Origin of the sequence: Actinoplanes awajinensis subsp. mycoplanecinus, from assembly GCF_001509495.1 — a bacterium.
In the GTDB taxonomy this organism is placed as follows: domain Bacteria; phylum Actinomycetota; class Actinomycetes; order Mycobacteriales; family Micromonosporaceae; genus Actinoplanes; species Actinoplanes palleronii.
Genome location: NZ_LLZH01000279.1, coordinates 1 through 25,794, shown reverse-complemented (window position 1 = coordinate 25,794; position 25,794 = coordinate 1). Strand labels below are relative to the sequence as shown.

21 protein-coding genes and 1 pseudogene are annotated in these 25,794 nt (G+C 71.5%); 14 read left to right on the top strand and 8 right to left on the bottom strand.

The features are described from left to right. Positions 1-66: 66 nt before the first annotated feature. From ADL15_RS27865 to ADL15_RS55680, 4 genes are all read right to left on the bottom strand, one after another. Entirely contained in the window at positions 67-1,404 is a 1,338-nt protein-coding gene (locus ADL15_RS27865; protein ID WP_067697490.1) for a M1 family metallopeptidase, read from the bottom strand. Then, the gene (locus ADL15_RS27860; RefSeq protein WP_067697488.1) at positions 1,401-5,312 is read right to left on the bottom strand and encodes a Pls/PosA family non-ribosomal peptide synthetase; all 3,912 of its coding nucleotides are present in this window, start codon (positions 5,310-5,312) and stop codon (positions 1,401-1,403) included. Before ADL15_RS27860 ends, ADL15_RS27865 begins: the two co-directional genes overlap by 4 nt. Positions 5,313-5,454: 142 nt before the next feature. Beyond that, the gene (locus ADL15_RS55685; protein WP_232344376.1) at positions 5,455-6,015 is read right to left on the bottom strand and encodes a hypothetical protein; all 561 of its coding nucleotides are present in this window, start codon (positions 6,013-6,015) and stop codon (positions 5,455-5,457) included. Between the two features lie 89 nt (positions 6,016-6,104). Beyond that, on the bottom strand, positions 6,105-6,563 hold the full coding sequence (locus ADL15_RS55680) for a hypothetical protein (RefSeq protein WP_232344374.1): 459 nt from the start codon (positions 6,561-6,563) through the stop codon (positions 6,105-6,107). Between the two features lie 115 nt (positions 6,564-6,678). On the opposite strand from ADL15_RS55680, the gene ADL15_RS27850 reads away from it, so the two are divergent. Beyond that, entirely contained in the window at positions 6,679-7,692 is a 1,014-nt protein-coding gene (locus ADL15_RS27850) for a phosphatidylinositol-specific phospholipase C (protein WP_067697365.1), read from the top strand. A gap of 58 nt (positions 7,693-7,750) precedes the next feature. Here ADL15_RS27850 and ADL15_RS27845 read toward each other — a convergent pair whose 3' ends face one another. Next, entirely contained in the window at positions 7,751-8,398 is a 648-nt protein-coding gene (locus ADL15_RS27845) for a TetR/AcrR family transcriptional regulator (RefSeq protein ID WP_067697363.1), read from the bottom strand. A 143-nt stretch (positions 8,399-8,541) separates the two neighbouring features. Between ADL15_RS27845 and ADL15_RS27840 the strand changes: the two genes are divergently transcribed. The 11 genes from ADL15_RS27840 (at position 8,542) to ADL15_RS27790 (ending at position 21,320) form a co-directional block, all read left to right on the top strand. Beyond that, positions 8,542-10,158 (top strand): methyl-accepting chemotaxis protein, encoded by a 1,617-nt coding sequence (locus ADL15_RS27840; RefSeq protein WP_232344372.1) that lies wholly within the window; start codon positions 8,542-8,544, stop codon positions 10,156-10,158. 78 nt (positions 10,159-10,236) lie between these two features. Then, a complete protein-coding gene (locus ADL15_RS27835) occupies positions 10,237-11,208 on the top strand; it encodes a hypothetical protein (RefSeq protein ID WP_157441644.1) in 972 nt (323 codons plus the stop codon). Between the two features lie 381 nt (positions 11,209-11,589). Then, a complete protein-coding gene (locus tag ADL15_RS27830; protein WP_198171044.1) occupies positions 11,590-12,984 on the top strand; it encodes a glycoside hydrolase family 15 protein in 1,395 nt (464 codons plus the stop codon). Between the two features lie 78 nt (positions 12,985-13,062). Then, positions 13,063-14,985, top strand: coding sequence for a GMC family oxidoreductase (locus tag ADL15_RS27825; protein WP_067697357.1), 1,923 nt, complete (start codon positions 13,063-13,065; stop codon positions 14,983-14,985). Next, entirely contained in the window at positions 14,982-16,046 is a 1,065-nt protein-coding gene (locus ADL15_RS27820; protein WP_067697355.1) for a ferritin-like domain-containing protein, read from the top strand. The genes ADL15_RS27825 and ADL15_RS27820 overlap by 4 nt, the downstream gene beginning before the upstream one ends. Beyond that, positions 16,043-16,537, top strand: coding sequence for a hypothetical protein (locus ADL15_RS27815; protein ID WP_067697353.1), 495 nt, complete (start codon positions 16,043-16,045; stop codon positions 16,535-16,537). The genes ADL15_RS27820 and ADL15_RS27815 overlap by 4 nt, the downstream gene beginning before the upstream one ends. Further along, the gene (gene iolE / locus ADL15_RS27810) at positions 16,534-17,448 is read left to right on the top strand and encodes a myo-inosose-2 dehydratase (protein ID WP_067697351.1); all 915 of its coding nucleotides are present in this window, start codon (positions 16,534-16,536) and stop codon (positions 17,446-17,448) included. Before ADL15_RS27815 ends, iolE begins: the two co-directional genes overlap by 4 nt. 2 nt (positions 17,449-17,450) lie before the next feature. Beyond that, a complete protein-coding gene (locus ADL15_RS27805; RefSeq protein WP_067697484.1) occupies positions 17,451-18,470 on the top strand; it encodes a sugar phosphate isomerase/epimerase family protein in 1,020 nt (339 codons plus the stop codon). Continuing rightward, positions 18,470-19,297, top strand: coding sequence for an MBL fold metallo-hydrolase (locus ADL15_RS27800; protein WP_067697349.1), 828 nt, complete (start codon positions 18,470-18,472; stop codon positions 19,295-19,297). The genes ADL15_RS27805 and ADL15_RS27800 overlap by 1 nt, the downstream gene beginning before the upstream one ends. A gap of 41 nt (positions 19,298-19,338) precedes the next feature. Further along, on the top strand, positions 19,339-20,997 hold the full coding sequence (locus ADL15_RS27795) for an alpha-keto acid decarboxylase family protein (protein WP_067697347.1): 1,659 nt from the start codon (positions 19,339-19,341) through the stop codon (positions 20,995-20,997). Positions 20,998-21,011: 14 nt separating this feature from the next. Further along, positions 21,012-21,320 carry an EthD family reductase gene (locus tag ADL15_RS27790; RefSeq protein WP_067697345.1) on the top strand — a complete coding sequence of 103 codons (309 nt, stop codon included), beginning with the start codon at positions 21,012-21,014 and terminating at the stop codon, positions 21,318-21,320. 8 nt (positions 21,321-21,328) lie between these two features. Here the strand turns inward: ADL15_RS27790 and ADL15_RS27785 are convergent, their stop codons facing one another. After that, complete coding sequence (locus ADL15_RS27785; RefSeq protein WP_067697343.1) at positions 21,329-22,156, bottom strand: helix-turn-helix transcriptional regulator; 828 nt, start codon at positions 22,154-22,156, stop codon at positions 21,329-21,331. Positions 22,157-22,165: 9 nt separating this feature from the next. Further along, a complete protein-coding gene (locus tag ADL15_RS27780) occupies positions 22,166-23,617 on the bottom strand; it encodes an amidase (RefSeq protein WP_067697341.1) in 1,452 nt (483 codons plus the stop codon). Positions 23,618-23,674: 57 nt separating this feature from the next. Here ADL15_RS27780 and ADL15_RS27775 point away from each other — a divergent pair, with 57 nt between their 5' ends. Further along, positions 23,675-24,655, top strand: coding sequence for a LuxR C-terminal-related transcriptional regulator (locus ADL15_RS27775; protein WP_157441642.1), 981 nt, complete (start codon positions 23,675-23,677; stop codon positions 24,653-24,655). On the opposite strand, the gene ADL15_RS27770 is transcribed toward ADL15_RS27775, so the two are convergent. After that, complete coding sequence (locus ADL15_RS27770) at positions 24,645-24,884, bottom strand: hypothetical protein (protein ID WP_067697337.1); 240 nt, start codon at positions 24,882-24,884, stop codon at positions 24,645-24,647. The genes ADL15_RS27775 and ADL15_RS27770 overlap by 11 nt on opposite strands. Before the next feature lie 196 nt (positions 24,885-25,080). Here ADL15_RS27770 and ADL15_RS27765 point away from each other — a divergent pair. Further along, positions 25,081-25,794, top strand: a pseudogene (locus ADL15_RS27765) (hypothetical protein); the annotation flags it as partial.

Below are 25,794 nucleotides of genomic sequence, written 5' to 3'. Positions count from 1 at the left end.
GCACCAGCGCCTGCCTCGACGCCCAGCATCGGCACCCGGCCGGGAACTACTGAGCGCGTGCCCGGATCAGCGCGGCAGCGGCGGCAACGCCGGCCGGTCCAGCCACGCGGTGAACAGGTCGTCCAGCGGGCGGGCCGAGAACCGGGCGGCGTGGATCCGGAACTGCTCGGTGGTCACCGTCCGGTGCTGGTGCTCGGCGACCCACGAGCGGACCAGCGCGAAGAACGACGCCTCACCCAGCCGCGCGCGCAACGCGTGCAGGGTCAGCGCGCCGCGCTTGTAGACCAGCGGGTCGAACATCCGGTCCACACCCGGGTCGGCGACGGTGATGTCCGCGGGCTGCGCCGCGGCCCAGGCGTGCCACCGGGCCGCGTGGGCGGCCGCGGACGGTCCGCCGGAGGCGCCGGACCACAACCATTCCGCGTACGTGGCGAAGCCCTCGTTGAGCCAGATGTGGCGCCAGTCGGCCACCGTGAGGCTGTTGCCGAACCACTGGTGGGCCAGTTCGTGCACGACCAGGCGTTCGTGGGTGCGCCGCCCGTCGACGTGGTTGCGCCCGAACACCGCCATGCCCTGCGCCTCGATCGGGTCGTCCAGGTCGTCGTCGGCGACCACCACGACGTACTCGCGGAACGGGTACGGGCCGAACAGCCGCTCCAACGCGATCATGATCTCGCCGTGCCGGCCGAAGTCGTGCCGGAACAGCGTGCGCAGCCGGGGCGGGATCGCGGCGCGCTGCACCACCCGCCCGGCGGCCAGCTCGACCAGCTCGTACCGGCCGACCTGCACGCTCATCAGGTACGGGGCGGTCGGCTCGTTGCGCTCGTACACCCAGGTGGTGGTGCCCGCGCCGCGCCGCCGGGTGACCAGGTCACCGGTGACCACCACCGCGTACGGGGTGGCGGTGGTGACCGTCACCAGAAACGTCGCCTTGTCGTCGGGCCGGTCGTTGCACGGGAACCAGGACGGCGCTCCGATCGGCTGGCTCGCCACGAGCGCCCCGTCGGTCAGTTCGTCCCAGCCGATGTCACCCCAGCGGTCGGTGATCGGCACCGGCTTCCCCGCGTACCGAATCTCGATCTTGAAGGTGGCGCCGTGACCGATGGCACTCTCCGGACGGATCCGGATCTTGTCCGGCCGGTGCTCGAACTTCGCCGGACGCCCGTCGACCCGCACGTCCTGCACCCGGAAGCGACCCAGGTCGAGGGTGAACCGGGACAGCGACTGCGACGCCCGCGCCGTGATCACGGCCTTGCCGGCCAGCCGGTTCGCCGGCACCCGGTAGTCCAGGTCGAGGTCGTAGTGCAGCACCCGGTAGCCGCCGTTGCCGTGCCGGGGCAGGTACCCGTCGGCCGAGTGGTCGGCGCCCGGTGTGGCGCCGACCGGCCCTGCCGGCGGGGTCACCGCCGCCGCGACGCCGTCGCGGACCAGGCGGCGATGGGGTTGCCGAGCCACTGGCTGTCGTCGGGCACGGCGTCACCGCGGGTGACCAGCGAGCCCGGTCCCACCGTGGTGCGCGCGCCGATGCTCGCGCCGGGCAGCACGATCCCGTGCGGGCCGAGCGTGGCGCCCGCGCCCAGAGTCACCTCGTCCATGCTCATGATTCGATCATGGAACAGGTGGGTCTGGACCACGCACCCCCGGTTGACCGTCGCACCGGCACCGAGCGTGACGAGGTCGTACTCGGGCAGCCAGTACGTCTCCAGCCAGACACCGCGGCCGATGCGTGCGCCGAGCGTGCGCAGCCACAGGGTCAGCAGCGGCGTGCCGTTCGCGAAGCGGAACAGCCACGGCGCGGCGAGCACCTCGACGAACGTGTCGGCCAGCTCGTTGCGCCACACGAACGACGTCCACAGCGCCCGGTCGGTGACGGTGAACCGGCCGATCAGCAGCCACTTGGCGCCCGTCGCGGTCAGCGCCGCCACGATCGCCGCGGCCAGCATCACCGGCCCGGCGGCCAGCACGGCCACCCCGCCACCACCGGTCCGCCAGATCAGCGCCAGCGCCGCGAGCACGACGATGGCCAGCGCGCCGGCGCACATCACCGGGATGACCCGGCACAGCTCGATCAGGGCCCGGGCCACCTTCAGGCGCAGCGGCGGGGCGAAGGTGCGGCTGGTGTCGGCCGCCTCGACGGTACGACGCAGCGGCATCGGCGGGGCGCCCAGCCACGACGAGCCCTTCTTCGCCTTGTGCGGCGCCGACGAGAGCACGCCGACCAGGCCCCGCTTCGGCACCGACCGGCCGGGCGCGGCCATCCCGGAGTTGCCGAGGAAGGCCTGCTTGCCGATCCGGGCCGGGGCGACCCGCAGCCAGCCGTGGCTCAGTTCGTACGTGGCGACCATGGTGTCGTCGGCCAGGAACGCGCCGTCGTCGACGGTCGTCATGGCCGGCAGCGCCAGCACCGTGGACGCTTCCACACCGCGGCCGACCTTCGCGCCGAGCAGGCGCAGCCAGACCGGGGTGAACAGGCTGGCGTACATCGGGAACAGCGCGGTCCGGGCCATCCCCATCAGGCGTTCGGTCGTCCACACCTGCCAGGCCACCCGGCCCTGCACCGGGTGGAAACCGGCGCGCAGGCCGATGCTGAGCACCCGCACCGACACCAGCACCACCAGGGCGTAGGTGACCAGGTAGGCGATCGAGGCGCCGGGGACGGCGATCAGCGCGGCCTGCAGCGCCGGGCGGCCGTCGACAGCCCAGCCGAGCAGCGCCAGCGCCGGCAGCGCGGCCACCGCCGGGACCAGGCCGAGCAGCTGCGCGGTCAGGCTGTACGCGGCCACCCAGAACTTCGCGCCGAGCCGGTGCCGGTCCGGGCGCTGCACCGGCCAGCCCTCGGCGTCCTTGTCCGTGACCGGGGCGGCCGGCGAGCCCGCCCAGCGCCGACCGGCCGGGACCGCGCCGGTCACCGTCGAACCCGCGCCGATCTTCGCGCCCTTGCCGACCCGGGCGCCGGGCATCAGCGTGCTGCGGGAGCCGACCTTGGCGCCGGCGCCGACGCGCACCATGCCGACCCGCACCACGTTCCCGTCGACCCAGTAGCCGGACAGGTCGACCTCCGGCTCGATCGCCGCGCCCCGGCCCATCTTCAGCAGGCCGGTGACCGGCGGCGCGGAGTGCAGGTCGACGTCGCGGCCGATCCGCGCACCGAGCAGCTTCGCGTACGTGATCATCCAGCCGGCGCCGGCGACACCGTTCGCACCGGTCAGCTCGGCGAGCCGCTCGGCCGCCCAGAGCCGCAGGTGCACACTCCCGCCGCGCGGGTACTTGCCGGGCCCGACGCCGCGCAGCAGCATCCGTGCGCCGGTGGCCGCGACCGCGATCCGCCCGGCCGGGCTGAACAGCAGCAGCCAGCCCGCCGCGATCCACCACCAGGAGACCTGCGGCGCCCACTCCGCGACGGTGATCAGGGCGAGCACCTTGCCGACCGCGGCCAGCACGGTGACCCAGCGCAACCCGACCAGCGCGAGCATCGGCAGCAGCAGCAACGCCTGCACGAACCCGGCGCGCAGGGGCGTGGGCCGCACCGTGCGGCGCGCCTTGGCCTCCGCGCCCAGCGCGCCGAGCACCGACGCCATCTGCGAGAGCCGCGGGTTCTGGTAGACGTCGGCGACCGACACCTGCGGGTAGGTCAGCCGGATCCAGGCGACCAGCTGCGCCGCGTTCAGGCTGCTGCCGCCGTTGCTGAAGAAGTCGGCGCCGCCGTCGCCCGGGCGTACCCCGAGGATCTGCTCCCACCCGCCGGCCAGCCACTGCTCGGCCTCGGTCAGCTCGGCCTCGGCACCGGCCGCGACGGCCAGCGGCCAGGGCAGCGCGGCCCGGTCCACCTTGCCGGACGTGCGGGTCGGCAGGTCGTCGATCACGGCGAGCAGCGGGACCAGCGCGGCCGGCAGCTGCTCGCGGATCCGTTCGGTCGCGGCGGCCAGGTCGAAGCCGTCGCGGGCCACCAGGTAGCCGACCAGCAGCTGGTTGCCGGCCGCGGTGCGTTTCACCGCGGCGGCCGCGCCGGCCACCCCGGGCAGCGCCTGCAGGGCGGCGTCGACCTCACCCAGCTCGATCCGGCGGCCACCGAGCTTGACCTGCTCGTCGCCGCGGCCCAGGAACAGCAGTCCTTCGGGTTCGGCGCGGACGATGTCACCACTGCGGTAGGCGCGCGGCCAGTCCAGCGAGGGCAGCGCCGCGAACTTCTCGGCGTCCTTGCCGGCGTCCAGGTAACGGGCCAGGCCCACCCCGCCGATGACCAGCTCACCGGTCCCGCCCATCGCGACCGGGTCACCGGCGGCGTCGACCACGACGAGTTCCCAGCCGGCCAGGGGCAGGCCGATCCGGACCGGGCCCTCACCGGTGAGCCGGGCCGCGCAGGCGACCACGGTGGCCTCGGTCGGCCCGTAGGTGTTCCAGACCTCGCGGCCCTCGACCGCGAGCCGCTCGGCCAGCTCGGGCGGGCACGCCTCCCCGCCGAAGATCAGCAGCCGGACGTCCTCGAGGGCCTCGACCGGCCAGAGCGCGGCGAGCGTCGGCACCGTGGAGACCACGGTGATGCGCTGCTCGGCCAGCCACGGGCCCAGGTCGACGCCGCTGCGCACCAGCGAGCGCGCGGCCGGCACCAGGCAGGCGCCGTGCCGCCAGGCCAGCCACATCTCCTCGCAGGACGCGTCGAAGGCCACCGACAGGCCGGCGAGGACCCGGTCGGGCGGCCCGAGCGGCTCGGTGCCGTCGTCGACCAGGAACAGCTGTGCCTCGGCGTCGACGAACGCGGCGGCGGCGCCGTGCGAGACCGCCACGCCCTTCGGGGTGCCGGTCGACCCGGAGGTGAAGATGATCCAGGCGTCGTCGGTCGGTTCCGGTCGTCCGGGGCGGCCGTCCGGGGTACGACGGAGCGTCACACTCAGCCCGTCACCGAGCACGGCACAGACGTCCGCCTCGGCGAAGACCAGCTCGGCGCGCTCGGCCGGGTCGTCCGCGTCGACCGGCACGTACGCCGCGCCCACCGCGAGCACCCCGAGGATCGCCAGGTAGAGCTCGGCCGAACCCGACGAGATCCGGATGCCCACCCGGTCGCCGACCCCGACACCGTGCCCGGACAGCGTCGCGCGCACCGCCTCGACCTCACCGGCCAGCTCACGGTAGGTCAGCCCGGTGCCACCGGCGTCGATGGCCGGGGCGCCGCCGTGGTCGCGTACTGTCGCGTCGAGGATGTCGAGCAGGGTCCGGCGTATCGGCGCGGATCGGGACCGGAACAGTGCCGGCGCCTCCGGAGCGGTCTCGGTCTCGGCAAGCTCGATCAGTCGCAGATCCGTGGTCACGGTCACCGGTGCGCGCTCCATCTCCGCCCCCGGCTGGTCGTCTGTCAGGCGCACGGCGCCGAGCCGCCCGGGGCAGCCCTCAAAGTTACGGGCCGGAAACGCCATGTGGTGGCCCATTGCCGATTTCGTGGCCACTGCCACACCACTGTCACGCCACCTCGATGAAGATCGGGTTGGTGTAGAGCCAGGTGTCGAGCCACGGATCGCCGTCGCCGGGCGGGTGCGCGATCGGCCCGTGCGGGTCGACGCGGGCACCCAGCAGGCCGGCGCCGTGCCGGTGACCGTCCGAGCCGCGCACCCGCACGTAGCCCGGTGCGGTGACCGGGCCGAGCGGGATCCGCACCGTGTAGGTACCGGTGCGCCGGCTGACGTCGACGCTCTGCACGACCCGGGTCTGCGGCGCGCGCCACGTGTCGGGGTCGGCCGGGCGGCCGGTGACCGCGCCGCGGATCATGTCGAGGTGGGCGAGCCGGGGCAGCGCGCCGAAAAAGTTCGGGCGTGACGAGCCGGCCACCGTGACGAGCAGCGCGTCCCACAGCCCGCCGACGGTGGCGGTCATCCAGTCGAAGCCGCCGTAGGTCAGGTACGCCTCGGCCGGGTAGCCGGGGTGGGACTGGGCGGACGGTTTGTTCTCGTACTCGCCGCGCACACTTGTGGCGCCGCGTAGCCCGGGCAGGGCCGCGCCCTGTGCGCCGGGAGCGCCCTCCATGCCGATCATGAGGTCCGGGGCGGCGTCGCGCCAGGCGCGCAGTTCGTGCGGGGAGTCGATGCCCAGCCGGGACGGGTGGTTCGCCAGGATCAGGGCGTCGTCGAGGTAGCCGGCGGCTTTCTGCGCGGCGAGCCAGCGGATCGCGGTGACGGCCAGGGCCTCGTTCGCGGGTTCTCGGCGCGGGCGTTCAGGATGTCGGCGTGCTCGAGGGCGGCGCCGGTGGTGTCGTGACCGAGGTTGCTGTGCTCGGTGCAGACCATCCAGTCCAGGCCGTGCTGCGCGCCGCGCCGGGCCGCCTGGGCGAGGGTGTACTTCGCGTCGTGGCTGTACTGGGTGTGCACGTGGTGGTCGCCGACCAGGTAGACGAACTCCTGCTCGTCGTTGCTCTCGCTCGCGGCCGCCCGGGCCGCTGCGGGCAGGGTTGCGGCCGCGGCGAAGGCCGCTCCGAACAACCCCGCGCGGCGCAGCATGCCGCGACGGCTCAGACCCTGCGGATCCAATTCCTTTTCCGGTACGGCGGGGTCGGCCCAGCGGGGCAGCGCACTCATGGCAACCGACCGTATGCACACCCCCGTCACCCGGAGCGACCCCCACATGGCGAAAAGATGATCTTCACGTGTCGAGTCTTCACCAGAACGCCGGGCATAGATGAGAATCACTCGCATGAAACGCTCTCTGGCTGTCGCGCTCTGCGTTCTCACCGCCCTCGTTGTCACACCACGTCCCGCGCTCGCCGCCGACGCGTCGTATCGCACGCTGAGCGCCGCGACCAACCCCGACTGGATGGCGCCGCTGCCCGGCGCGACGAGTCTGGCCGCGCTCTCCATCCCCGGCACCCACGAGACCCTGTCCACGCACGGCGGCATCCTCACCCAGACCCAGGAGGACTTCGGCGACAGCGGCGGCACCCTGGCCCGGCAGCTCACCGCGGGCATCCGGATGATCGACATCCGGGCGCGGGTGAACACCGGCAACACGTTCACCATCCACCACGGCGCGACGTACCAGAACGCGAACTTCGACGACGTGCTCGGCAGGCTCGCCGCGTTCCTGGCCGCGCACCCGGGCGAGACGGTGGTGCTGCGGCTCAAGCAGGAGTGCACCGGCGAGCTCGGCTCGTGCACCGACGTGTCCGGGCAGGCCGGTTTCGCCGACATCTTCGACAGCTACACGGCCCGGTACCCGAACCTGTTCTGGCAGCCGTCGGTGACCCGCGCGACCGGCGCCGCCACCCCGTCGCTGGCCGCCGTGCGCGGCAGGGTGGTGCTGGCCGTCCTGAACGGACCCCGTGGCGGCGTGATCGAGCACTACGGCCTGTCCCAGTTCGCCGGCTGGCACGACGGCTCGTCCACCTACGTCCAGGACGAGTACACGGTCTCCAGCGTCGGCGCGATCACCACCAAACGCGACCAGGTCCGCCGTTTCCTGGACGTCACCAGCGCCGCCGACCGCGGCACCATGTACGTCAACTTCGCCAGCGGTTCCAGCATCTTCGCCCAGCCCCAGCAGGTGGCCGGCGGCGCGTACGGCGTGCAGGGCGTGAACCCGTTCCTGCTCACCTACCTGAACGAGGGCCCGGAGGTGCACACCCCGGTGGTCCGCACCGGCATGCTGATGCTCGACTTCCCGGGCAACGGCCTGATCGCCAAGGTGATCGCGCTCAACACCGCGCGCTGAGCGCTGGCGCCGGCCGGGATGCCCCGTGGTGGGGGCGTCCCGGCCGGCAGCGGCGAGTTCATGCAGCCGGGGTGCTCACCAGGTACGACCTGACCTGCTCCAACGCCATGTCGAGCGCGACGGCCATCGGCGCGACGCTGTGTGCGGCCTCGGCCAGCAGGTAACCACCCTGCAGCGCCGCCATGAGAAACGTCGCCAACGTCTCGGGGTCGGCGTCGTCGCGCAGCACGTTGCTCTTCTGCATCCGGACGAAGCCGTCGGACAGCAGCTGCTGCCAGCGCGCGAACGTCTCGGCGAGGGCGACCCGGGACTGCTCGTCCTGATCAGCGAGTTCGGCGGCCATCGAGCCGAGCCCGCAGCCGAAGGCGCCGCCGTTGAGCTTGTTCGCCTCGACCAGCGCGTCTCGCCAGCGGACCAGCCCGGAGAACGTCCTCAGCCGCTGCAGCCGGCCGTGTTCGCGTTCGAGCACCACGTCGCCGCGGTGGCGGACGACGGCACGGACCAGCCGTTCCCGGTCGCCGAAGTGCGAGTACAGCTGCGACTTGCTGGTGCCGGTCGCGAGCAGGATGTCGTCGATGCTCGTCGCGGTGACGCCGCGCTTGAACATCAGCTCGTCGGCGGCCTCGAGGATCCGCCGCCGGGTCGCTTCGCCCTGCGCGCTCCTCCGGCGTTTGCGGGGCGGCTCCGCCGGCGGTGTGTCGCTCATCGGCGGAGCCTATCCCGTCGCCGGACCGTTCGGTCCAGGCAAGCGCTGCGGGCCGGCGCCCTGCAGTGCACTCCGCGGCCTTTGCTCCCTGACAACTACGCAACGGTCATCAAATGTCGGCGGGGTCCGCCGACAGTGCGACAGTGACCTTCCTGAACCGGCTGCGACTCGGTGCACGCCTGGCCACTGCCTTCGCCACTGTCATCGTGCTGCTGCTCGTCGTGATGGCGACCGCGATCCTCACCGCGGCGCGGCAGGGCGCCGCGGCCAGCCGGATGGAGCAGACCCAGCAGTTCGTCGAGTTGCTCAAGGACGCGAAGTTCTCGTCCGCCGATTTCAACGGCTGGCAGACCGCGTACGCGTTCGACGCCCTGCGCGGGGTCGCGGACGCCGCGCAGGACAGCGGGGCGTCACGCGCGGCGTTCCTCACCTCGATCCGGACGTTCCAGACGACGGTGGCCACCGCGACCACGAGCGCCACGAGCACGGCGACGCGCACCGAGCTGCAGAGCATCGCGGCGCTGGCCGCGCAGTTCCTGACCGTCGACACGCAGATCGCCGCGCTGTACCGACGGGACACCACGGCGGCGCGCACCGCGGCGAACGTGCTCGTGATCGGTCAGGAGATCGAGATCTTCCAGCAGATCGGCACGCACCTGGACACGGTCGCGGCAGCCGCCGGCGCCGACTTCGCCGCCGCGCGCAGCAGCGCCACCGCGGCGCAGCGCACCGGGGACGCCCTGATCTGGAGTGCCGGGACGGTGGCGGCGCTGATCGCCGCCGGGCTGGCCCTGGTCGTCACGCGGTCGGTGACCCGGCCGGTCGACAGCGTCCGGCGGCGGCTGGTCCTGCTGGCCGACGGTGACCTGGCCTCGCCGGTGACCGTCACCGGCCGCGACGAGATCGCCGCGATGGCCACCGCGCTGCGGCAGAGCCTGAGCGCGCTGGGCACCGCGATGCGCACCATCGACGGGTCGGCGACGTCGCTGGCCGCCGCCGCGGAGCAGGTGTCGAGCACCGCCGACCAGATCGCCGCGTCCGCCGAGGAGTCGGCGGCCCAGGCGCAGGCGGTCGCCGCGGCCACCGAGCACGTGTCGCTCAACGTGCAGACCGTGTCGGCCGGCAGCGAGCAGATGGGCGCCTCGATCCGTGAGATCGCCCAGTCGACCGGTCAGGCCACCGCGGTCGTCGCGTCCGCGGTGCAGGCGGCCGAGGCCGCCAACGCCACCATCACCACGCTCGGCCAGTCGTCCCGCGAGATCAGCGAGGTGGTCGCGACGATCACGTCGATCGCCGCGCAGACGAACCTGCTGGCCCTCAACGCCACCATCGAGGCGGCCCGGGCCGGCGAGTCCGGCAAGGGTTTCGCCGTCGTCGCCGGTGAGGTCAAGGAGTTGGCCCAGGAGACCGCCCGGGCCACCGAGGACATCACCCGCCGCGTCGACGCGATCCGCTGCGGCACCGAGAACGCGGTGCTGGCCATCGCGGAGATCGCCACGGTCATCGCCCGGGTCAACGAGTACCAGACCACGATCGCCGCGGCCGTCGAGGAGCAGACCGCGACCACCGCCGAGATGAACCGCAGCATCGCCGACACGGCGATCAGCACCGAGGGCATCGCCGCGAACGTCACCACCGTCGCGCTGGCCGCCCAGCACACCACCGACGGCGTCGGCCAGGCCCAGCAGGCCACCGCGGAGCTGGCCCGGATGTCCAGCGACCTGCACACCCTGGTCTCCCGGTTCCGCTACGAGTCCTGAAACGACGGGCCGGCTCTGTTGCGCCAAGGTGCGCGCCGGTAGCGTGGATGCCGGCCTGACGCATCGGCGGTGGTCGAGATGGGACCGGAGCGCGAACCGGACCGCGAACCGGAACAGCACCACACCGGCCGGCCGGGCGGCGGCCTGCCCGATCTGCAGCACGCCGCCACCTACGGCGCCGTCGCGCTCATCGCGTTCACCATGCTCAAGGCCTATGCCGCGGCGTACTTCTCGCTGACCACGGCGGCGGCGCTGCTCACCACCGCCCCGATCAACGTGTTCCTCGGGTCGATGGTGTCGTACAGCTATCAGCTCTTCCCGCTGCTGGCGCTGGCGCTGGTGGTCTACGCGCTGCACCAGTGGCGCACCGGCGGTCCCCCGTTCGTGATCATGCTGGCGCTCGGGGTGGCGGTGGTCGCGGTCGGCGCGTCGCCGTGGCCGTACCTCTGGCAGGAGACGCTGATCGTCGCCGGGATCATGCTGGGCCTGTTCGCCCTGTCGACCGTGGGCGACGCGCTGCTGATGCTGCGCAAACCGGCGCCCGCCCGGCCGCGCGCCGCCGGGGCGGTCCGGCAGGCGGCGGCGCGGCACTGGCGCCGTCTGATCACGTTCCGGATGGTCCTGCCCACCTTCCTGATCATGGTGCTGGCCATCCTGCTGCAGACGATGACGAACCTCTGGCTGCCGGTCGAGGTCGTCGTCTACGAGCAGGGCCCCCGGTGCGCCATGACGATCGGCGCCACGGATTTCGCCGGCCGCCCGGTGACCCTGCTCGACGCGCCCGGGTGCCGGCAGATCGTCGGTCACGTGCTCAGCGACGCGGAACCGTGGACCACCGTGGTGACCGCCGGCGACCGCCGGTTGCGCCGCATACCGACCGCCGGGATCCGGTATCGCGAACTCTGCCACCTGAACCGGGTCCAGCCCTCCGGCAGGCGGCCGCTGCTCTGGGTGATCGAGCACCGCGGCTACGCGTCGCCGAATCTGTCCTGCAAACGGCTGTCCGAAAACGTCAAGCGCGCCACCCTGGATCCGGGATCACTGCCGTAGTCCGGTCCGATCTCCACGGCGAAAGACCGATCACGGTGACAGAAGACGAGGTCTTGCAAAGGACGAAAGAAACTGTCCTCGATTTGTCGGTTTCAAAGGTTTGAAAGAGCTGTACGTTTCCTTTTGAACACGCGTGGAGAATCAGCGGCGGCGTGCCGGCCGCCGCTGTTACACCTGCCTGGGATGCGGGAATTCCCGCCGCATCCCCGGACGCCGCCATTCATTGTCAGCTCCGGCCCGGATTACGCCCCGCCCGTTTCGTGCACCCATAACTCGCGCACCAGATGACCATCGGCGCTCTCTCGCGACCCGGTGACATATCAGTGCGCCCGAAATGCGAAAGGCGTGCAGAGAATGTCCGATCCCGCCACCAATGCGACAATGCCCGCCCGTACCAACCGTTCGGAAGCCATCTACCAGCCGCAGGCCCGCGTGCAGAACTCGATCGCGCCCGGGTCCATCGATCTCCCGTCGCTCGTGCCGCTGATGTACGCGCTGATGTCGCGCAACATCGCCAGCTACGGATTCACGTTCAGCGATCCGCAGACGCCCGGGGACTACTCCAAGGACTCCAAGCCGGGCTGCATCATCGCCGCGCCGTCGTTCCCGGCCAACACGCCCCGGGTCGACGAGAACTACGTCTTCAACTGGGTCCGCGACGGCGCCATCACCGCCATGGAGGTGGTCAAGGCCGAGATGCCGACCCACCTGGGGCTGTCCGACCAGACGCTCAACGAGTACGTCGAGTTCGCCGACCTGTGCTTCGCCAACGCGCGCCCGACCAAGGGCCACGCGTGTTTCACTATCGCCGGCGAGCCGCGGCCGTGGACCGAGCAGAACGACGGACCGGCCCTGCAGTCGATCACGCTGCTGGCCGCGTTCGACCGGCTGGACCCCGGCACCCAGAAGACCGCGGTGGCGCTGGTCAACGCGAACGTCGAGTTCCTGCTCGCCACGTACAAAGACCCCACCACGAACCTGTGGGAGGAGCACATCGGCTACAGCTTCTTCGCCCGCTCCGCCCAGCTGCGCTGCTTCGAGACGGTGCTGGCCACCTCGGTCGCCGGGGTCGACAAGCCGAACGGGATCCAGCCGGCCATCGAGTGGCTGCGCCAGGCCCTCGACAGCCACTGGGACGGCAACATCTACATCAGCATGATGACCATCCCCGGCGACGGCGGCGCGCCGTCACCGCGGCACCCGGTGATGTACGGCTACGACCCGAACATCGACATCGTCCAGGCGTCGGTGTACGGCGCGGTGCCCTGCACCGACACGAAGATGCTGGCCACCGCCGCGCAGCTGCGGGCGCAGTGGGAGGAGGGCGGCAGCGCGTTCTACCCGATCAACAAGACCGACCGGGAGCTGGGCCTGGGCCCGCTGTTCGGCCGCTACCCCGCCGACACGTACGACGGCGACACCAGCCACCCGAAGCCGGGCGGTCACCCGTGGGCGCTGACCACCTGCAACATGGCCGAGCTGCACTACACGCTGGCCACCGAGATCAAGGCGGGCACCCCGCTGCCCTTCGACGAGCTGTCGCGCCCGTTCTTCGCCCAGTCCGGCATCGACGCGTCGACACCCGCCGACGCCGCGGCCCGTGCCCTGGTCGCCACCGGTGACGCCATGGTGCAGGCGGTCATCTATCACAGCGACGACTTCGCGCTGTCCGAGCAGTTCGACGGCACGACCGGCTACGAGCGCAGCGTCAACAACCTGACCTGGAGCTACGCCTCCTACCTGTCCGCGCTGCGGGCCCGCGCCACCGCGGTGTGATCACCAAACAGTCCGCCACGCGGGTCCCGTCGCACGGGCCCCGCGTCGCGCGGACCGGTCAGAAGGGGTGACTGCCTCATGTTCGTGAAATTCCCGCAGGGCGCGACGGAGCGCACCGACAAGGACGCCGCCGCCGAAGTCCTCTACGACGTGGTCATCGTCGGCGCCGGCATCGCGGGGTCGATCATCGCGGCCCAGCTGAGCGAGGCGGGCAAACGGGTGCTGATCCTGGAGGCCGGCCCGGCCGAGGACCTCACCCTGCGCGGCTACGAGAGCTACCTGGACCGGTTCTACTCCTCGACGAGCAAGGACAACCAGGCCCCGTACCCGGTGTCGCTGGCCGCGCCGATGCCCCGGGGCACCGACACCCGCCGGATCGCGCCCGGCGCGCCGGACACCTCGGCCTACCTCGTGCAGAGCGGCCCGCTGGCCAGCGACACCACCTACACCCGGGTGCTCGGCGGCACCACCATGCACTGGGAGGGCAAGACGCCGCGGATGCTGCCCGACGACTTCCGGATGCGCACCCTGTACGGCGAGGGCGTCGACTGGCCGCTCAGCTACGAGGACCTCGCCCCGTACTACGCCGAGGCGGAACGGGTGATCGGTGTGTCGGCCGACGTCGAGGACCAGTCGTTCCTGGGCATCACCTTCGACGAGCGCTACGTCTACCCGATGAAGGGCCTGCCACTGTCCTACCTCGACCGGATGGTCGCCAAGGACGTCGACGGGATGCCGGTCGAGCTCGACGGCGAGCAGACCCGGCTGCGGGTCCGGCCGTTCCCGCAGGGCCGCAACGGGATACCGAACCCGGCGTACGACGGCGGCAACGGTTTCGTCCCGCAGGGGGCGGTGAGCACCTACCAGGTCGAGGTCGGTGAGCGCTGCCAGGGCAACAACAACTGCGTGCCGATCTGCCCGGTGCAGGCCAAGTACCACGCCGGCAAGACGCTCACCGTCGCGCTGGAGAGCGGGCGGGTGGACCTGATCGCCCAGGCCGTGGCGTACCGGGTGCACGTCGACCCGGAGACCGGCCGGGTCCAGGAGATCGAGTACCGCCGCTACAAACGCCCGGACAGCAAGGCCTTCACCACGGTACGGGCCCGGGGCCGGCTGTACGTGCTGGCCACCAACGCGGTCGAGAACCCGCGGCTGATGCTCGCGTCCGGCCTGCGCAGTTCCAGCGGCCTGATGGGGCGCAACTTCATGGACCACGCGTACCTGCTGACCTGGGGGCTGCTCCCGGAGGTGGCCGGCACGTTCCGCGGCACGAACTGCACCGGCGGCATCTCGGACCTGCGCGGCGGCCGGTTCCGGCGCAACCAGGCCGCGTTCGCCGTCGACATCCACAACGACGGCTGGGGCTGGTCGCGCGGCGCGCCGATGACCGACCTGCTGGACCTGGTCGACAACGGCGGCCGCTACGGCGAGAGCCTGCGGCAGGCTCTGGTCGACCGGGTCTCGCACCAGCTGCTGCTGGCGTTCATGGTCGAGGTGCCGGCCAGCCCGAGCAACCGGATCACCGTCGACCCGTCGTACACCGACCGTCTCGGCAACATGCGGCCGATCCTGACGTACGCCATCCCGGACTACACCATGCGCGGCGTCGCCTACGCCCGGCAGCTCTCCAAGCGGATCTTCGCCCGGCTCGGCGCCGAGGACCACACCGACTACGACCCGAACTTCTGGGGCTATGCCACGTACGAAGGTCAGGGTTATGAGATCCGCGGCGGCAACCACCTGGCCGGTACGCACATGATGGGCTCCGACCCGGCGACCTCGGTCGTCGACGCCGACCAGCGCTCGTGGGACCACCAGAACCTGTTCCTGGTCGGCGGCGGCAGCTTCCCGACCGTCGGCACCTCCAACATCACCCTGACCATCGCCGCGCTCTGCCGGCGCAGCGCCCGGGCCATGCTCACCCAGCTCGACCGCGAGCAGGCGCCCGTCCAGCTGGCCACCGCGGGCGCGCCGTCTCACCGCGAGGAGGCAGGCCGGTGACCGACCCGACCATCAACAGCCGCGATGACCTGATCAGATACCTCGACGCCGCGCTGGCGCTGGAGCACGCCACGATCCCGGTCTACCTGACCGCCTACTACTCGATCCACTCCACCACCAACTCCGACGCGGCCCACATCATCCGGGTCACCGCGGTCGAGGAGATGCTGCACCTGACCCTGGTCGCCAACGTCATGAACGCCGTCGGCGGCAGTCCCGACCTGACCCGCCCGGGTTTCGTGCCGTCCTACCCGGCCTACCTGCCGGACGGCGAGGACGACTTCACCGTGGACCTGCGCCCGTTCTCGCCCGAGGCGGTGGAGACGTTCTGCAAGATCGAACGCCCGCGGAAGGCGCCGGACCCGCAGGCCCGCCTGATGGCGGTCCGCCCCGAGGAGTCCCTGCTGGTGCAGAGCCCGACGGCGACCGGTATCCGGTTCTACAGCATCGGCGAGTTCTACGAGGAGATCATGGAGGGGCTCCAGCGGCTGGCCGCGGAGGACCCGAAGCTGTTCAGCGGCGACGAGTCGCGCCAGGTCGGGCCGGAACAGTTCTACTCCGGCGGCGGCATGATCATCCCAGTGCACGACCTCGCGTCGGCCTGCCGGGCCCTGCAGCTCATCTCGGAGCAGGGCGAAGGGCTGGACACCGGTGTCTACGACGCCGAGGGCGAACTGGCCCACTACTACCGGTTCCGGCAACTGCAGTTCGGCCGCTACTACCAGCGGGGCGACAAGGCCGACGCGCCGACGGGCCCGGAACTCGACATCGACTGGGACGAGGTCTGGAGGGTCAAGGTGAGCCCGAAGCTCGCCGACTATCCGCCCGGCTCCGAGCTGGCCGCCGCGGCCGCGGCGTTCAACACCGACTACGGCGAGTTCCTCACGCTGCTGACTCGGGCGTTCAACGGGGAGTCGGACCGGCTGCAGGACGCCGTCTGGTGGATGTTCCGGCTGCGTGACAGCTTCAACCGGCTGATCCGCAATCCGCTGCCCGGCAGTGACGGCCTGCACGCCGGCCCGACCTTCGAGGTGGCCGGCACCGGCGGAGCGCTGTCATGACCGCGCCCTCGCTCGACGACTTCATCGCCTTCTCGGTCGACCTCACCGCGTTCGGCGAGACCGATCTGCTCGGCACCGGGCTGGGCAGCCCGTACCTGGCCAAGCTGCGCGGCGCGTGCGGCGACGCCGTGGTCACCGCGCTGTTCGCCGCGCACAAGGCGGCCCGGGCCGAGGCCGCCGGCGACCCGGACGGCTTCGACCGCGCCCTGCGGTACCGGATCTTCAGCGACGACTGCCTGGGCCCGGTGGCCCGCAACGTGATCAAGCTCTGGTACGCCGGGACCTGGTACGGCCTGCCCCCGGAGTGGACCGACAGCTACGGGGCGCAGAGCGCGGCACAGACCTCCACCGTCACCGCCGCCTCGTACCAGGAGGGGTTGTTGTGGCGGGCCATCGGGGCGAACCCGCCCGGCGCGAAGGCACCCGGCTTCGGGTCCTGGGCCGAGCCGCCCCGCATCGACGACCGCTACCTGAAAGGCGCGAGAAGATGACTGACCTGGCCGGCCGGCTCGGCCCGGACCGGGTGCGGCTGGGCGTCTGCTGCACCCTGTGGTGGAACGACGACTTCCCGACCATCGACGCCGGTATCCCGTTCGGTCAGGCGGTCAGCGAGATGGCGCTGGCCGGCTTCCAGGGCTGCAGCATCGGGCACAAGTACCCGTCCGATCCGGCCGAGCTCAAGGCCGCCCTCGACCTGCGCGGGCTGCGCGTGTCCGAACCGTGGACGAGCACCTACTTCACGATCGGCAAGATGTACCAGAAGACCGTCGACAGCTTCGAGCAGACCCTGGCGACGATCAAGGCGCTGGGTGGCGACGAGCTGGTGGTGGCCGAGTTCGGCGCCTCGTCGCACCTGCTGCCGGTCGACGTGTTCGCCAACCGCCCGGTGTTCAGCAACGCCCAGTGGGACGCCCTCACGGCGGGCCTGGACACCCTCGGCAAGATCGCCAACTCGGCCGGGATGAAGCTCAGCTACCACCATCACATGGGCACCGGCGTGATGACCCGCGACGACATCGACCGGCTGATGGCCTCGACCGATCCGGACCTGGTCTTCCTGCTGCTCGACACCGGCCACGCCGCGTTCGCCGGCGACGATCCGCTGGAACTGGCCCGCGCGTACGCACACCGGATCGGCCACGTGCACATGAAGAGCGTGCGGCCCGAGGTGGTCAGCCAGGTCCGGGAGCAGGGCCTGTCCTTCCAGCAGGGTGTCGAGCTCGGGGTGTTCACCGTGCCCGGCGACGGCGCGATCGACTTCCGGCCCATCTTCGAGGTGCTGGCCGACGCCGACTACCGCGGCTGGCTGGTCGTGGAGGCCGAGCAGGACCCGAACAAGGCAAACCCGCTGGCGTACGCCATGAAGGCCCGCGCCTACCTCGCCGACGTCCTGGGGTGGTGACCATGCCCAAGATCTACTTCAGCTTCTTCATGTTCACCGCCGACCTGCGCCCGGACGACGCCGACTACACCCGGACCCTGATCGGGCACCTCACGGCGCTGACCGAGATCGGCTACGACGGCTTCGACGTGCACATCGCGCCGCCGCCGGCCGGCACCGACCCGCACCTCGAGCTCAACAGCTACGTCCACCTGCGCAAGGCGCTCGACGAGGCCGGGTTGCAGGACACGAAGTTCACCACCAATGTCGGCACCACCCGGACCTTCGACATCACCTCACCGTACGAGGAGCAGCGCCGGCAGGCCCTGGCCTACCTCAAGTCCCGGGTCGACATCACCCGGGTGCTGGGCGGCGAATCGATCATGTCGGGGCCGTTCCTCTACCCGTACGGCGTCTTCCCGCTCACCGACCTCGGCGAGCAGATCTGGAGCGACGACCTGCAGGACTGGATGACGCCCCGCTACGAGGCGGCCCGCCCGGCCTTCCAGGAGCTGGCCGAGTACGCCTCCCGCAAACAGGTCCGGCTCGCGATCGAACCGGTGAAGAGCTGGGAGACCCCACCACCGAACATGGTCTCCGAGGTGCTGGACTTCCTCGACACGGTCGAGGACGCGCCGGGCAGCCTGCCCGGCGGTGTCACCGTCGACACCGCCCAGGTGCTGATGGAGAGCCAGGGTCCCGAGGTGTTCAAACGCAACGTGGCCCGCGCGGCCCGGCAGAACCGGCTGTTCTACGTGCACATCTCGGCACCCGACCGGGGCGCGGTGCAAGACAGCTGGATCCCGTGGGAGCTGATGCTGGGCGAGCTCGCCCCGGTCTACCACGGCCCGTACCTGATCGAGGTGTTCAACGCGGTCCCGCCGTTCGTCAGCTCGATGCGGATGGCGCGCCGGCGCTTCTGGCGCCCCGGCGAGGACACCCCCGAGCCGCACCGCCCCAGCGCCTACGACGTCGCACGCGACGCGCTGGCCACGTTCCGGGAGCACCTCGCCGCCGTCCCGGCCGGCACCGGAGGTTCCTGATGCCCACCCCGCTGCCCGAACCCGTCGTGATGGTGGTCCGTGAGGCCGGCGACGTACGCATCCACACGTTCGTCGCGGCGTTCACCGGCGGCAACATCGCCAACGCCACCCACATCGTCGAGAGCCGCACCCGGCTCGTCCTGGTCGACGCGCAGTTCCTCGCCCCGTACGCGACGAGGTTCCGCGCCTACGCCGACAGCCTCGGCAAGCCGATCGACCGGGTGTACCTCTCGCACCGCCACCCCGACCACTGGTTCGGGCTGGGCACCGCGTTCACCGACGTCGCCGTGCACGCCCTGCCCGAGACCATCGACTTCGTCCGGGAGCACGGCGAGGACTCCCGCAAGGACCACGGGAAGCTCGGTGATCTCGCCCCGGCCCGGATCGTCGTCCCGCAGCACGCCGTGGCGCCGGGCGAGGACGTCATCGACGGGGTCCGCTACCAGTTCGACCGGGTCACCGAGACCGAGATCGACGTCGCGCTCACCATCCGGCTCCCGGAATCGGGGGTGTACTTCGTCCAGGACCTGATCTACAGCGGGACGCACCTGTACCTGACGAAGAACATCGACACGTGGATCCGGGTGCTGAGCGGGATGCTGCTCGCCGACTACGACCTGTTCATGCCGGGCCACGGCCTGCCGGCGGACAAGAACGAGGTCGCCCGCAACATCGAGTACCTCGCCGCGGCCGGGCAGGCCATCGCCGACGGGGTGACCGGCAAGTCCTTCCAGGAATACCTGATCCAGCGCTACCCCGAACGCCGGTGCCCGGGCATCTTCGACATCTACCTGCCCCGGCTGTTCGACGGCGCGGGGGACTACTGAACGTCACGTCACTGGCGAACGAGCACGGAGGGCAGCCAACCATGAACACCGACTACACGGTCGGCCGGTACCTGGTCGATCGGCTACGCGAGCTGGGACTGGGACACCTGTTCTCGATCGCCGGCGACTACTCCATCGAATGGGTCAACCGCTACGTCCAGCAGAGCCAGATCGAGGTCATCGAAGAGGTCAACGAGCTGAACGCCGGGTTCGCGGCCGACGGCTACGCCCGGATCCGCGGCATCGGCGCCCTGTGCGTCACCTACTCCGCGGGCGCACTGTCCGCGGTGAACGCGATCGCGGGCGCCTTCGTCGAGAAGGTGCCCGTCGTCCTGATCAACGGCACGCCGAGCATCAAGCGCACGCTCGCGTTCGAGCAGACCGGCTTCAGCTCGCACCACTTCATCAGCGGGCGCGAGACCGACCTGCAGACCTTCGAACACCTGACCGTCGCGGCGGTCCGGGTCGACAACCCGGACCTCGCACCGATGATCATCGACTATGCGCTGACCCAGTGCATCAGCGAGAAGCGGCCGGTCTACATCGAGCTGCTCGAGGACATGGTCGACCTGAGCTGCCAGCCGCCGCAGGGCACCCTGCGACCGGCCCGGATCATGTCCGATCCGGCCAACCTGGAACAGTCCGTCGAACAGATCAACCGCAAGCTGGAGAGCGCGAGCAAGCCGCTGATCTGGGTCGGGGTGGAGGTCGACCGCCTCGGCCTGCACGAGAAGACGTCCACCCTGCTGCACCAGCTGAACATCCCGTACGTCTCGGAGCTGCTCAGCAAGGCGGTCCTGGACGAGGACGACACCCTGTTCGCCGGAGTGTTCGACGGGCAGGCGTCCTCGGCGGCGGTCAAGGACCTGGCCGAGGACGCCGACTTCATCCTGGCCCTGGGTGTCTGGCTGACCGACCTCAACACCCTGGGCTGGGAAACCGACTACGACAAGACCGCCTTCGTCTCGCTGGACACCGTCAAGTACGGCACCTACTTCAGCCCGCAGGTCTCACTGGAGCACCTGATCGACGGGCTGCTGGCCGGCAAGGTCAGCCGGGACAACCTGAAGTGGCCGCAGGTGCAGGCGCACGGCGTGGCGCCGGTCGCCGCGTCCGACACCGCGATCACCTACCAGGGGTTCTACGACTTCATTCCGCAGTACGTCGACGAGTACACCATCGTGGGCAGCGACGCCAGCCTGAACTACTTCGGCAGCCTGCTGCTCAAGGTGCCCAGCGCGGGCGGGTTCATCGCCCAGTCGTCGTACTCGGCGATCGGCTACATCGGACCGGCCGCGACCGGCATCTGCCTGGCCAACAACGACGACAAACGGGTGATGGTCTTCTCCGGCGACGGCGGATTCCAGATGAGCGCGCAATGTCTGTCCACGCAGACCCGCTTCGGCCTCAACCCGATCATCTTCGTGATCAACAACGGGGTCTACGGCGTGGAGCAGTGGCTGGCCGACGCGTCGGTCTTCGCCAGCAACCGGTCGTTCTACAAGTCGTGCATCCTGCACCCGTGGAACTACAGCAAACTGGCGGAGGTCTTCGGCTGCCAGGGCTGGAAGGTCGGCACGTACGGGGAACTGCGCACCGCGATGACCGGCGCCCTGGCCAACTCGAGCAGTCCCTCGATCATCGAGGTCGTGATCGCCAACAAGTCGATCCCCACCAACGCCGAATGGAAACGTGACTAGAAAGGTCCAGGACCATGCCCACGAAGATCACCGTCATCTACGACAACCCCAAGGACCCGGAGGCGTTCGAGGCCGACCACCACGAGCAGGTGACCCTGGCGAGGAAACTGCCCGGGATCCGGCGGGTGGAGAGCGCGAAAGTGTGGCCCAAGGAGGACGGCAGCCCCACCCCGGCCTACCGCCTGCTCGACCTGTACTTCGCCGACTACGACACGGCCAGCACCGCGGTGACCACCCCGCAGGCGGCGACGTTCGTCGCCAAGGTCTTCGAACTGGCCACCGGCGGGGTGCGCATCGTCTTCGCCGACGTCGAGGACGCCTGAGCCGCCGGCTACCCGGCGCGCACCCGCGTGGTGACCGCGCCCAGATACGTCAGGGCCTGCTCGCTGCGGCTGCCGGGCGCCGCCGTGCCGACCTGCAGCTGCTGGCCGGGCGCATCACGAACGTCGAAGGTCTGATAGGTCAGGTCGATCCGGCCCGCCTCGGGATGGTGGAAGGTCTTGTCGGTGCGCGGCAGCGCACCGACACCCTGCCGCGCCCAGCGCCCGGTGAACTCGGCGCGATCCGCGAGATCCTCCACAACGGCCAGGATGTCCGGATCCGCCGGGAACAACCCGGAGTTGCGGCGCAACGCGTCGACCACCGCGTCGGCCGCGGCCGGCCAGTCGTCGAAGAACGCCGGCGCGCCCGGGTCGGTGAAGACCACCCGCACCATGCTGGGCCGCTCACCGAACGGCGCCAGCAACGCCGCGCCGAGCGGGTTGGCCGCCAGCACGTCGAACGCCGGGCCGAACACGTACGCGGCCGCCCGCGGGAACCCGTCCATCAGGGTCAGCAGCGCCGGGTGCACCCGGTCACCGGCGGTGGCCGGCGCGTCACCCGGGCTGAGCCCGGCCAGCCGGAACAGGTGACCGCGGGTGTCCGCGTCGAACCGGAACGCCCGCGCGATCGCGGCGAGCATCTGCGGCGAGGGGTGCCGCTCGCGGCCCTGTTCGAGGCGGGCGTAGTAGTCGGCGCTGACCCCGGCCAGCACGGCGACCTCCTCCCGGCGCAGGCCCGGCACCCGGCGGTTCCCGCCGGTGAGCAGGCCGGTCTCGGCCGGGTCGACCTGCGCCCGGCGCGCGCGCAGGAACTGTCCGAGCGGGCTCACGTCAACCATGCCGCGAGCCTAGGCACCCGGCTCCGCGGCGCACGCGAGCGGGGTCGGGCGCGCGACGAAGGCGTACGCCATCCGCTCCTGCCACGGCGCGGCCTCCTCGAGCCGCGCAGCGACCTGGAACAGCAGGTCCTCGCGGCCGTGACCGGCGACGACCTGCACCCCGATCGGCAACCCCTCGGCGCTGTGCCCGAGCGGCAGGCTCACCGCGGGCTGACCGCTGACGTTGAACACCGACGTGAACGGTCCGTAACCGAGCATCACCTCGAGCCATCCGGCGACTGACTGCAACGGATCGTCGTAGCGCAGCGTGCCGTGCGGCGCGGGCAGCTGCGCCAGCGTCGGCGTCACCAGCAGGTCGAAGCGGGTGAAAAACGCGCCGACCGCCCGGCTCACCCGGTTCTGCGCGTCCAACCGGGCGATCAGCTCCAGCGCGCCGAGCCCGCGGGTCTCCGCGATCACCTGCCGGGAGACCGCCTCCAGCAGGTGCGGGTCCGGTGGCCGGGGGCCACTCAGGAACGCCGCGCCGATCGCGGAGAGTTCCGCGCGCAAGGCCAGCACCGCGTCGGCCCACTCCACCGCCGGTGCGGCCTCGCTCACGTCGTGACCCATCCGCTCCAGCAACTGGGCGGTCCGCTCGGCCGCGGCTGCCACCTGCGCGTCGACCGGCACACCCGACCAGGCCCGGGTGGTCACCGCGACCCGCAGCCGGCCCGGCTCGGCGGTCAGCTCGTCGGCGTAGGGCCGGTGCGGCGCCGCCGCGGTGTACTTGTCGCCGACGCCGGGGCCGTGCACCGCGTCGAGCAGGTGTGCGGCATCCCGCACGGTGCGGGTCAGCACGAACTCGGCGGCCATCCCGAACATCGGTTCGCCGAGATCCGGCCCGCACGGGACCCGGCCGCGACTCGGTTTGAGCCCGACCAGGCCGCAGCACGAGGCGGGCACCCGGATCGAACCGGCACCGTCGCTGGCGTGCGCCACCGGCACCGCGCCCGCCGCGACCAGCGCCGCCGCACCGCCACTGGAGCCGCCGGCACCCCGGTCGAGATCCCACGGGTTGCGGGTGACGCCGTAGCGGACCGACTCGGTGGCGAAACTGAGCAGCATCTCCGGGACCGTGCTCTGACCGAGAGTGGCCAGGCCCGCCGCCCGGAACCGGCACATCAGGTCACTGTCGTGCCCGGCGACCGCGTGCCGGATGGCGCGGCTGCCCAGCGCGAACGGGACACCGGCCGCCATCGGCCCGCCGTCCTTGAGCAGGAACGGCACGCCCGCGAACGGCCCGTCCGCGGCGTGCGCGAGCGGGCGCGCGAACAACGGCAGCGACAGCCCGTTCAGCGCGGCGTTCGCGGTCTCCAGGGCGCGCCGGGCGGCGTCCTCGACCTCGGCCGGCGTCACCTCGCCGGCGGCCATCAACCCGCGCAGGCCGAGCGCGTCGTAGCGGGCGTACTCGTACGGTTGCATGCCGCGAGCCTGCCGCGCCCGGCGGCGCCGGAAAATCCCGAGACCTGGGGATGGCCGGTGGGCAGACTCGAGGGCATGTCACTGGCCGCTTTCGGCTCCGCCGTGTCGGGTACGGCCGGCCGCACCGTCCCGCACGACGGCTACCAGCTGCGCGCCCTGGATCCGATCACCGGCGTCGGCTGCCTCGCCGTGACCGAGAACGCCTACCGCTCGTCGGCGGCCCGCCGCCTCGAGATCAACGACGCCGGCGGCCGCGACCTGCACTCCCTGGCCGCCCTGACCGGCGCGGGCCGGCGCGTCGGCGTGCTGGGCACCGGTGCCCGCGCGGAACACCACAGCGAACGCCTGCACGACCTGATGGCCGCCGACGGCTTCGGCAGCGAGCTACGCGTCGCCCTGGTCCACGCCGGCATCACCTGGGGCACCCTCACCCTGCTCCGCGAACGCGGCAGCCGGCCCTTCTCCCCGGCCGACGCCGACCGCGCCGAGCGACTGTCCGCACCGCTGGCCGTCGCCCTGAAGAACTTCGTCACCAGCCGCCCGCCGCGCCCCTTCACCCACCGGTGCGCTCCCGGTGTCGTCGTGGTCGAGGCCGACGACGGGGTACGCCCGACCGCCGCCGGCCGCGCCTGGCTGGCCCGGCTGCTCCCGCCGTCCGCGGCCACCGACGACGACACGCTCTTCGCCAACCTGTGGAGCGTCGTGTACGCCGCGCGGCGCACCGGCGGCGAGGCGCTCACCCGCATCCCGGCCGGTGGCGGCTGGCTCGCCATGCACGCCCAGCCCCTCGACGCCGCGCTGGTCGTCACGATCCAACCGGCCGCCGCCGACCAGCTGCTCCCGGCGTTCGCGGCCTGGCACGACCTCACCGCGCGGGAACGGACCGTCCTCGACCAGGTGCGCGCCGGGCGGGCCGCCAAGCAGATCGCCACCGGGCTGCGGCTGTCGCCGTACACGGTCAACGACCACCTCAAGGCGATCTACCGCAAGACCGGCGTCAGCGGCCGCGCCGAGCTGCTCGCCGCGCTCACTTGCTGATCGCGACCGCCCGCTCGATCAGGCCCCAGGCGAACAGGCCCGCGACGGTCAGCGGGACCAGCACGTACCACTCGCCCAGCACGCCGAAGTCGCCCGTGCGCCCCATCGTGTGCAGGACACTGACCAGAGCGAGCGGGCCGCACGCGGCGGCGATCGCCAGGCGGCGGAGCCAGATGCGGGTGCGGCTGGTGGCGGCCGGCTGCGGTGCCGGGTGGTTGTCGATGTCCATGCGAGAAGTCTGACCGTCCCGCGGCGTCGGCGGATCTGACCACGGTCGGAATCGCCCCTATACCCCGGGATATAGGTCCGCGGGGCTCACAACGGGATTTCCCAGCCTGACGAACAGAAAGAATCGATAGGTTTCATCCTTTTGGGGGAAATTCGACAGTCAGTGCTAGCGTCGCCCGCTGGCAGGTCAGTCGTCGATGCGGAGGTTCCTGATGCCCGCCGAGCCCAGTGGGACAACACCCGGCGGCAGCACGCCCGAAGAGACCGACGAGGCCACCGTGGTGATGCCCGCGGCCCCGCCCCCGGACGAGCCCACCGCACTCATTTCCGCCGATGACCCCACGGTGCCGCTGGTGCCAACGGTCCCGGACGAGACCACCGCGCCGGCGGTTGCGGACGAGACCACCGCGATGTTCGTTGCGCAAGAGTCCACTGTGGCCACGTCCCCCGGTGAGCCCATCGTGCCGCCGGCTACCGACCAGGCCACTGCGCCGCTGGTTGCCGACGAGGCCACCGCGCCGCCGGCTACCGACGAGGCCACCGTGCCACTGGTTGCCGACGAGGCCACCGTGGCGTTCGGCGCGGTCGAGGCGACGACTGCCACCTCATCCCCGGACGACGAGACCACCATGCTGGTGTCCGCCGCCGAGGCAACGCCCGCAGACGACGAGACCGTGGCGATCGCCGCCACCGCGCCACCGGCCGACGAGACCACGGTGGTGGTGTCCGCCGCGGAGGCAGCGACCCCGGCAACGCCCGCAGACGACGAGACCGTGGCGATCGCCACCACCCCGCCGGTGCCTGACGAGGTCACCGTCGCGATGACCGTCACCCCGCCGCCGGACGAGGCGACGATCGCGTGGTCCGCGCCGACACCCGCCCGCACCCCCACGCCTGCCGCGCCGCCCGCC